The 8292-nt window shown below is 63.3% G+C and carries 10 protein-coding genes and 1 pseudogene; 4 read left to right on the top strand and 7 right to left on the bottom strand.

The features are described 5' to 3' along the window. The first annotated feature begins 192 nt into the window (after positions 1-192). The 3 genes from H8B02_RS19395 to H8B02_RS19405 all read left to right on the top strand — a co-directional run bounded on the left by H8B02_RS19395 (position 193) and on the right by H8B02_RS19405 (position 3518). On the top strand, positions 193-1398 hold the full coding sequence (locus H8B02_RS19395; protein WP_229167700.1) for an aspartate aminotransferase family protein: 1206 nt from the start codon (positions 193-195) through the stop codon (positions 1396-1398). Further along, positions 1398-2324: an ornithine carbamoyltransferase gene (gene argF / locus H8B02_RS19400; RefSeq protein WP_092123050.1), complete on the top strand. Its 927-nt coding sequence runs from the start codon at positions 1398-1400 to the stop codon at positions 2322-2324. The genes H8B02_RS19395 and argF overlap by 1 nt, the downstream gene beginning before the upstream one ends. Positions 2325-2516: 192 nt before the next feature. Next, positions 2517-3518, top strand: coding sequence for an Hsp33 family molecular chaperone (locus H8B02_RS19405; RefSeq protein ID WP_176533928.1), 1002 nt, complete (start codon positions 2517-2519; stop codon positions 3516-3518). A gap of 28 nt (positions 3519-3546) precedes the next feature. On the opposite strand, the gene H8B02_RS19410 is transcribed toward H8B02_RS19405, so the two are convergent. From H8B02_RS19410 to H8B02_RS19430, 5 genes and pseudogenes are all read right to left on the bottom strand, one after another. Further along, complete coding sequence (locus H8B02_RS19410) at positions 3547-3777, bottom strand: hypothetical protein (protein WP_229167701.1); 231 nt, start codon at positions 3775-3777, stop codon at positions 3547-3549. Positions 3778-3798: 21 nt separating this feature from the next. Next, positions 3799-4116, bottom strand: coding sequence for a signal transduction histidine kinase (locus H8B02_RS19415; RefSeq protein ID WP_229167702.1), 318 nt, complete (start codon positions 4114-4116; stop codon positions 3799-3801). 70 nt (positions 4117-4186) lie between these two features. Next, entirely contained in the window at positions 4187-4681 is a 495-nt protein-coding gene (locus H8B02_RS19420; protein ID WP_229167703.1) for a hypothetical protein, read from the bottom strand. A gap of 320 nt (positions 4682-5001) precedes the next feature. Next, a complete protein-coding gene (locus H8B02_RS19425; protein WP_229167704.1) occupies positions 5002-5238 on the bottom strand; it encodes a hypothetical protein in 237 nt (78 codons plus the stop codon). 129 nt (positions 5239-5367) lie between these two features. Further along, a pseudogene (locus H8B02_RS19430) lies at positions 5368-6102 on the bottom strand (sensor histidine kinase). A 346-nt stretch (positions 6103-6448) separates the two neighbouring features. Here H8B02_RS19430 and H8B02_RS19435 point away from each other — a divergent pair. Beyond that, the gene (locus tag H8B02_RS19435) at positions 6449-6709 is read left to right on the top strand and encodes a DUF1488 family protein (protein WP_229167705.1); all 261 of its coding nucleotides are present in this window, start codon (positions 6449-6451) and stop codon (positions 6707-6709) included. A 317-nt stretch (positions 6710-7026) separates the two neighbouring features. Here the strand turns inward: H8B02_RS19435 and H8B02_RS19440 are convergent, their stop codons facing one another. Together H8B02_RS19440 and apaG are read right to left on the bottom strand one after the other, a co-directional pair. Beyond that, complete coding sequence (locus H8B02_RS19440) at positions 7027-7350, bottom strand: hypothetical protein (RefSeq protein WP_229167706.1); 324 nt, start codon at positions 7348-7350, stop codon at positions 7027-7029. 268 nt (positions 7351-7618) lie between these two features. Then, complete coding sequence (gene apaG, locus H8B02_RS19445) at positions 7619-8017, bottom strand: Co2+/Mg2+ efflux facilitator ApaG/CorD (protein WP_092123063.1); 399 nt, start codon at positions 8015-8017, stop codon at positions 7619-7621. Positions 8018-8292: the final 275 nt, after the last annotated feature.

Raw genomic sequence — 8292 nt, forward strand, 5'->3', positions numbered from 1 at the left:
ATTGCGCCGGTTTCGCATTGCAGGAAGGCCCGCAAAGGCCGGCCCCTGGCGATTGACACTGACCGGCCGCCGCATAGAATGACCCGTACGTGCCGCCCGCAAAGGCGGCCGTTTTGTTTTCCGAAGCTGGCGGTTGCTGCGTAGGCGTCAAGGCGCGCGGCGATTGACGGCTTCAAACCGGCAGTGAACGCCATGACCAACGCCTCGTCGCATCTGCTCCCCGTCTTCGCCCGGGTCGATCTCGGCTTCGAGCGCGGCGAGGGCGCCTGGCTGATCGCAACCAATGGCGACCGCTATCTCGATTTCACCTCGGGCGTCGCGGTGAACGCGCTCGGGCATGCGCATCCGCATCTGGTCAAGGCGCTGCAGGAGCAGGCGACCAAGCTCTGGCACATGTCGAACCTGTTCAAGAGCCCGGACGGCGAGGTGCTTGCCGCGCGGCTGTGCGAGCAGAGCTTTGCCGACTTCGTGTTCTTCTGCAATTCCGGCGCCGAAGCGATGGAGGGCGTGATCAAGCTGGTCCGCCACCACCATTTCTCCAAGGGCCATCCCGAACGCTACCGCATCATCACCTTCGATGGCGCCTTCCATGGCCGCACGCTGGGCACGCTGGCCGCGACCGGCTCGGCGAAATACCTCGAAGGCTTCGGCCCGCCGATGGACGGCTTCGACCAGGTGCCGCACGGCGACATCGAGGCGGTGAAGAAGGCGATCGGCCCGCACACCGCCGGCATCCTGATCGAGCCGGTGCAGGGCGAGGGCGGCGTGCGCTCGGCGCCGCAGGCGTTCTTCAAGACGCTGCGCGCGCTGTGTGACGAGCATGGCCTGATGCTCGCCTTCGACGAGGTGCAGACCGGCATGGGCCGCACCGGCGAGCTGTTCGCCTACAAGCGCACCGGCGTCACGCCGGACGTGATGTCGCTGGCGAAGGCGCTCGGCGGCGGGTTCCCGATCGGCGCGGTGCTGACGACCGCGGAGGCTGCGGCCGGCATGGCGCCGGGCTCGCACGGCTCGACCTTCGGCGGCAATCCGCTCGCGGTCGCAGCCGCCAATGCCGTGCTCGACGTCATGCTCAAGCCCGGCTTCTTCGAGCACGTGCAGAAGATGTCGCTGCTGCTCAAGCAGAAGCTTGCGTCCGTCGTGGACCGCTATCCCGGCGTGCTGTCGGAGGTGCGCGGCGAGGGCCTGTTGATCGGCGTCAAGGCGGTGGTGCCGTCGGGCGATCTGATCGCGGCGCTGCGCAACGAGAAGCTGCTCACCGTCGGCGCCGGCGACAATGTGGTGCGGTTCCTGGCGCCCCTGATCGTGACCGAGGCCGAGATCGACCAGTCGATCACAGCGCTCGAGCGCGCCTGCTCTGTGCTATCGGCGCCGCAGCCGAAGAAGGCGGCTGGATAATGAGCAAGCCGGTCCGTCACTTCCTCGACATCAACGAGCTGCCGCTCGCCGAGCTGCGCAACATGCTCGAAGCCGGAGCCGCCATGAAGGCGAAGCTGAAGGCGCATGAGAAGGGCAGGAAGCCGCTCGAAGGCAAGACGCTGGCGATGATCTTCGAGCGCCCGTCGACCCGCACAAGGGTGTCGTTCGACGTCGGCATGCGCCAGCTCGGCGGTGAATCCATCATGCTGACCGGCGCCGAGATGCAGCTCGGCCGCGGCGAGACCATCGCCGACACCGCGCGCGTGCTGTCGCGCTATGTCGACGCGATCATGATCCGCATCCTCAACCATGACGCGCTGCTCGAGCTCGCCGCTCACGCCACCGTGCCCGTCATCAACGGGCTGACCCGGCGTTCGCATCCCTGCCAGGTGATGGCCGACCTCATGACCTATGAGGAAAACCGCGGCTCGATCGAGGGCAAGACGGTGGCCTGGACCGGCGACGACAACAACGTGCTGGCCTCCTGGGCGCACGCCGCCGAGCGGTTCAAGTTCAATCTCAACATCGCCACGCCGCCCGAGCTCTCGCCGAAGAAGCCGATGCGGGACTGGATCAAGGCCACCGGCGCGCCGATCATGCTCGGCACCGATCCGGAAGCCGCCGTGCGCGGCGCCGACTGCGTCGTCACCGACACCTGGGTGTCGATGGGCGACAAGGAGGGCGAGCACCGCCACAACGTGCTGAAGCCCTATCAGGTCAATGCCAAGCTGATGTCGCTCGCCAAGCCGGACGCGCTGTTCATGCACTGCCTGCCTGCGCATCGCGGCGAGGAGGTCACCGACGAGGTGATCGACGGCCCGCAATCCGTGGTGTTCGACGAGGCGGAAAACCGCCTGCATGCGCAGAAGGGCATCCTGGCCTGGTGTTTCGACACGGTCGCGTAGTCGACATCAATGCCGTCGTCCCCGCGAAAGCAGGGACCCATACGCCGCGGCCGGCGGAAAAGGCACATGGGCAGACGCCTTGTGCCGCGACAAAATCCTGTGGTTATGGGTCCATGCTTTCGCAGGGACGACGTCGATTCCCGGTATGCTGAACCCCTTTATTTCATGGTCCGAGACCCCAGATAGAGCGCCATGGTTTCACAATCCCCCGACATCAAAATCCAGGCCGAGACGCCCATTCGCGCGCCCTCGGCGGTTCCTGTCGACGATGCCGTGCTGGCCTTCGAGGTCGGCGCGCTGGACTTGCGCGGCCGGCTGACCCGGCTCGGCCCCGCGCTCGACGAGATCCTGCATAAGCACGATTATCCGCCCGCGGTCGGCAAGCTGCTCGGTGAGGCCATCGTGCTCACCACGCTGCTCGGCTCCTCCGTCAAGTTCGAGGGCCGCTTCATCCTGCAGACCCGGACCGACGGACCGGTCTCGCTCCTGATCGTCGATTTCCAGGCGCCCGACCGTCTGCGTGCCTATGCGCGCTACGATGTGGCGCGCCTCAAGGACGGGCAGAGCTCGGGTGAGCTGCTCGGCAAGGGCCACCTTGCGATGACGATCGATCAGGGCGCGAACACCAGCCGCTACCAGGGTTTGGTCGCGCTCGACGGCGGCGGCCTGGAAGAGGCGGCCCACGAATATTTCCTGCGCTCGGAGCAGATTCCGACGCGGGTGCGGCTCGCGGTCGGTGAGGAGATGCGCGGCGGCGAAGGCGGCAAGCTGCACTGGCGCGCCGGCGGCATCCTACTGCAATTCCTGCCCAAGGCCCCCGAACGCGCCAAGCAGGCCGATCTGCATCCCGGCGATGCGCCGGAAGGCACGGCTACGCACAGCGTGCCGGATGACGACGCCTGGGTCGAGGGACAGTCGCTGATCTCCACCGTCGAGGATGTCGAGCTGATCGATCCCGATCTCTCCGGCGAGCGGCTGCTGTACCGCCTGTTCCACGAACGCGGCGTGCGCGTCTTCAACCCACAAACGCTGCGCGCGCAGTGCTCCTGCTCGCGCGATGCGGTGTCGTCGATGCTGAAGAGCTTTGCGCCGAACGATCGCGCCGAGATGGTCAAGGACGGCAAGGTGGTCGTGACCTGCGAGTTCTGCTCGTCGGTCTACGAATTCACGCCGCAGGAAGCCGGCGTCGAGTAGGCGGAAAACCGACCACGGGGCCCGGTAATCAGCTCAGCAAGGTGCGGGTCTTGCCGGCGGCGTCGTAGATTTCGATCTGAAGCATCGGATAAGCCGCCTTCAGTTGTCGGCCAGACGTTTCAGCAGCCTCGGCGGTGTCGAACTCCGACTTGAAGTGTTTGTCGACAATAATCACGAAGCCTTCGGTAGGAGGCCGGTCGGCGCGCAGCGGCTTCTTCAGCTCTGGTTCGGCAATGGAGAGCAGGGATTTCTTCGTCATGGGAATCCTCCTGGATCGATCTCAACTCAGCCGGTGAAATGCGGGCGACAGGGTCTCGCGCACGAGCCCGCTCAGATTCAAGGTCTCCCCGCTGTCGGTAATATCCGAGAACAGTACCTCGACATAGGGATGCTGGCGGTTGAACGCAGCACCGCGTTGGTATTTCGCACCGACGATCCACTCGATCGCCGCCAGGTTCAGCCTGCCGAGTGCGTTGAACAGGCTTTGATGTCCGCCGCGGTGCTCGACAGACTCGGCCCAGACGTCCATCACCTTGCGGCCGATGAATGCCTCGACCCGTTCATTTCCATCACGGACGAGAAGTCGCAGCCCGTCCATGCTGTGCGGTTCGTCATCGACGTCAAAATTGGGTAAGTGACATGGCGAATCTCCTGTTGTCGTAGTTGGTTCACATCGGCAGTCCGTCGGGGACTGCACCTCCTTCATTGTCCCATCGCGACAAAGCCGCAGCGCCCGATCTCGCGTCCCGACGCGCCTCCAGAACCTTGTCGCGACCGGCATCGTCCTTGTGCTTGTGTAGGAAGCGCGCGATCTGCCCGCGCAGCGCCGACGTCTCCAACAATTTTCCGACCGATCCGGCGGTGTCGAAGATTTCCCGCTGCAGCGCCTTCGGCAGGACGTTCCATTGCATGATGATGGCCGCGCCGAGACACCGCAGGACGTACTCCTCTTCGGCGGCAAGGGCGACGCCGCGAGAGCGGTCGTGCTCCGCAACATTTATTGCGTTGTCGAAATTGTCCGCCAATCCTTGCTCGTTATCCGCGAGCGAAGCGAGCCGGTCTTGCTGCTCTTGAAGCTTGCGGCTTTCGCCCTGACTGCTCGAACGCTTGATCAGTTCGCCGTATGCGGCTGCCTTGGTGCGGTACTGCTGAGATTTGAACATGGCGGGCCCTTTCCTTGGAGGTCTCCGCGCATTCCGACCAATCTCGATGGCTGACGAGGACTGACTTGTATATGGGAGGCAAAGGGTCGAATAACGAGCACCGAGGCCACAAATCACCGGGCACAAGCCAATCGGATGGCGCGCGTGAATATCTGCACCGCGACAACGTTCACCGCGGTCGCCAGTTCCTGAAGCACAGTTGGAAGCAATGTCGAAGCCGTCGCTTGGTGAGAGGCGACCGGAGGCCGGGCCCCGGTGGCATCGGAAGAATGGCGACCCCAGCCGGCCCCGTACCGGGGCTTCCTCTGCAAGATCGGCAGTCAGCTCGGGGTTCGCAGGCCGGGAGATGTCAGCCAATCATTGATGTGCGAGGCGGTTTCGACCAGCCGCGCCTTGCGAAGCATCGCGTCGCGCTGAAGGCCGGGCAGGAATGGCTTCGCAGCATCTCCTATCCACACGGCTTCCAATGCCGGCAGATCATGAGGCGGCGGTTCAGGCTGGCTGTGTTGAGCAATCGGCATAAAGCTCTCCTGGTTATTGGCGGGAGCTTGCAGCACTCTCAGCCACCGGTATCGGCCAGCGGCGGAGCAGTGATGACCGCAGTAGATACCCCTTGCGTCCGGTAGTCGACTCAATTTGCAATCGGGGGAGCATATCCAGACTTTGGCGTGCGTTCGGGACGTCGGCTATGCGGTTGACGAAGCAAGAGAAGCCAATGGTGCGTCGAATGTGTACACGAAACCGGTCGGCTCATAGCTTAGCTGCACGTCGCCGCGCAGCTGCCTGCCGAGCGTTTCGATCAACCGGGTCCCGAAACTCCGCCGTTCCGGAGGGTGGACGGCCGGACCGTTCTTCTCGGTTCATGTCAGATGCAAGCGCTGTGTTGGTTGATCCAGCGTCCAACTGATGTCGAGCCGCCCCTGTGGGGCGGACAGGGCGCCGAACTTCGTGGTGTTCGTGCAGAGCTCGTTGAGCGTCATTGCGATGGCAATGACGGCGCCCGACGTCATGCGAATACCGGGTCCCGAAATCGAGAATTTCGGCTCATCCGGGTTGTTGAAGGCTTCGGTGGCGCCGCGGACGACGGTGGCGAGATCCGCGCTGCTCCATCTTGCCTGCAGCAGGAGATCGTGCGCCCGCCCGAGCGCCAGCAACCGGCCCTCGATGGCGTGCTGCGCATGTTCGACCCCTTCCAGGTTGCTCAGGCTCTGGGAGACAATGGCACCGACGGTTGCGATCGTGTTCTTGATGCGGTGGTGCAGCTCCTCGAGGATCACCTTCTGCAGCTTGTCGGCAGCTTCGCGCTCCTTGGCGTCAATGCCGGCCGCGGTCAGCAAACTCTGGGCATCGATCGCGTCCTGCGCGAGCAGAAGCCGAAGGCTGATATTCTCTTCCGCCACAACGTCCTGCAGCGGTGCCAAGCTGCTTGCAGCACGCGGGTCTGGGCGGAGTCGGCTGAAGACATCACCGACCGTATCATCATAAGCTGGCCCTTCGGCGAATGTTTTCTGCGCAATCGGGCGAATCTGGACGTATCCGGCACGAAAAGCGCGAGCGATTGCCCCGATACGTGCCGAGTGGGCTTGTCATTCGATAGCGGAGTAGCCACCTGATCAGCAGCGCAACTGTATTGTTACAGCATCCCCCTTGCGGAAGCGCGAAGCCTTAGCTGCCAAATCTTGTAACCGATCGACCAGACGTCACGTCGCTTCATGCGCGCGTCACGGATCACGACAAGCTGTGGCAACAACCTGACAGGCCTTACCCATGATTGAATTTCCAAATCATAGTCGTTCATACGACCAAACGCGGCGCGCCGTGCGGTTTTGGGGATATGACAGTGCTATTGAGGCATCGTTCTTCGTCACCGAAGGCGCATTGAAGCGACTTCAATCGGATGCCTATCTCGACGAGCCGGGCCTTCTGCAAGCCTTCGATGCCAACCGCGATCGGATATGTGCCGCTGCGGCCAGGGCCTATGTCCGCGGAAGCAGGGGGTCTTACGATCTGGTCGCCGCGAATTTCTGAAATCGTCGGCTTCGATCTGATCACGCCCGACAATTTGGCAGATTGAGCGCGTTAATCGCACACCACCCTTGCAAGCGATCAAAAGGAGGATACGAGCTTCCTACAGACTTTCCTGGCGTGCGGAGCAATCTTCGTGCTCTCGTTCGTTGCGATCGGGGCTTTCTGGCTCCTGGAGCGCATGCGAGGCGCCAGCGCCCCTCACATGTGAAGATGGGGCAGGCGGCCGGCGGACCCAGGTCCACGCCGTTCGAGATGCCGCGTCTCCAAAAGAAAGGCCGCGGATTGCTCCGCGGCCGTTCTGACGCCGATGCGTTTCCTCAGTAGCGGTCGGTCCCGATTCCGACGCTCACGCCCGGAGCGCGGAACCCGATGCCGCCACGCTCGTCATAGCCACGGCGCTCGATGTAGCGCTCGCGAGGTGCGTATCCGTATGAATCATCGGACTCACGGACGATGACGCGGCGTTCGCCACGTGCGCGCCAGCAACGACCGGAGTCATCGCAAACCATGCGAACGTTCTGGATGTTGCTTTCCGGCCCGACCGACGCGCCGAGTGAAAGCGGTGCGGCGAAAGCCGTGCTTGTGGCAGTCATGACAAGGGCACTTGCGCCGGCTGCCAAATAGATCGCGAGATTCTTCATATGATTTCTCCAAAAAGTGCTTGTGTCAGGGAGCCAAGAGTCTCGCGAGCCGTCGGTTCCTGGCGCCGGCCGGTCGATTGCATTGATCGCGCGGCGGCCGTGCCGCCCCAATGGGCAATGGCACGTTGAAATGATGAGGAACTGAGGCCGGCCGTGCGCGTCCGCCCGTCGGGTAAATCAGAAAGCCCGAAATTATTTCCATTATTCAGAAATTTGATGGTCCGCTTTCCCGGTGGCTGCTTGGGGCGCGGCGAGACTGACAGCGCGGCTAATTCAGCACCCTTTTCCCGTCCGGGCTCGGGCTATCCAGCGAGAAGGTCGGCACGTCGATGTCGAAGCGCTCGCCGGCTTCGGTGACCATCTGGTAGCTGCCGGTCATGAAGCCGGAGGCGGTCGGCAGCGGCACGCCGGAGGTGTATTCGAAGCGCTCGCCGGGCGCGAGCACCGGCTGCTCGCCGACCACGCCCTCGCCACGCACCTCCTGGCGGCGGCCGGTGGCGTCGGTGATGATCCAGTGCCGTGTCCGCAGCTGCACCGTTTCCGGGCCCGAATTGACGATCACGATCTTGTACGACCAGAAATATTCGCGCCGGTCGATCGACGAGCGCTCGGGCATGAAGTTCGGCTCGACGGTGACTTCGATCTGGCGGGTAACGGCGCGGTACATACGGCTCAATCCGATGATCTCGGCGCAAAATCCGCTTTCGGCCGGATCATGCGCAAACAGGCGCCCATCATAGCCAATTGGTCAGCCGGAACCAATCGCCGGGCAGGCCGTGAAAAGCCGGTCCCGGGGCCGCCTGTTCATCGTGGTTTCAACATAGTTCCGCTCTAAAGCGCGGCCGCATGTCGCCGCACTCTGTGCTTTGTCGGCAAGTTGTGGACCGATATTATCTTTTCAGCACGACCTGCGGGCGCCCGCAGCCGACACGGTGTTTGATG

The sequence above is a fragment of the Bradyrhizobium altum genome (assembly GCF_020889705.1).
In the GTDB taxonomy this organism is placed as follows: Bacteria; Pseudomonadota; Alphaproteobacteria; order Rhizobiales; family Xanthobacteraceae; genus Bradyrhizobium; species Bradyrhizobium altum.

What these genes read in the sequence shown, in the direction of transcription:
- H8B02_RS19395 (WP_229167700.1), top strand. Translation starts at nt 193, where the DNA reads ATGACCAACGCCTCGTCGCATCTGCTCCCCGTCTTCGCCCGGGTCGAT.
- argF (WP_092123050.1), top strand. Translation starts at nt 1,398, where the DNA reads ATGAGCAAGCCGGTCCGTCACTTCCTCGACATCAACGAGCTGCCGCTC.
- H8B02_RS19405 (WP_176533928.1), top strand. Translation starts at nt 2,517, where the DNA reads ATGGTTTCACAATCCCCCGACATCAAAATCCAGGCCGAGACGCCCATT.
- H8B02_RS19410 (WP_229167701.1), bottom strand. Translation starts at nt 3,777, where the DNA reads ATGACGAAGAAATCCCTGCTCTCCATTGCCGAACCAGAGCTGAAGAAG.
- H8B02_RS19415 (WP_229167702.1), bottom strand. Translation starts at nt 4,116, where the DNA reads ATGGACGGGCTGCGACTTCTCGTCCGTGATGGAAATGAACGGGTCGAG.
- H8B02_RS19420 (WP_229167703.1), bottom strand. Translation starts at nt 4,681, where the DNA reads ATGTTCAAATCTCAGCAGTACCGCACCAAGGCAGCCGCATACGGCGAA.
- H8B02_RS19435 (WP_229167705.1), top strand. Translation starts at nt 6,449, where the DNA reads ATGATTGAATTTCCAAATCATAGTCGTTCATACGACCAAACGCGGCGC.
- H8B02_RS19440 (WP_229167706.1), bottom strand. Translation starts at nt 7,350, where the DNA reads ATGAAGAATCTCGCGATCTATTTGGCAGCCGGCGCAAGTGCCCTTGTC.
- apaG (WP_092123063.1), bottom strand. Translation starts at nt 8,017, where the DNA reads ATGTACCGCGCCGTTACCCGCCAGATCGAAGTCACCGTCGAGCCGAAC.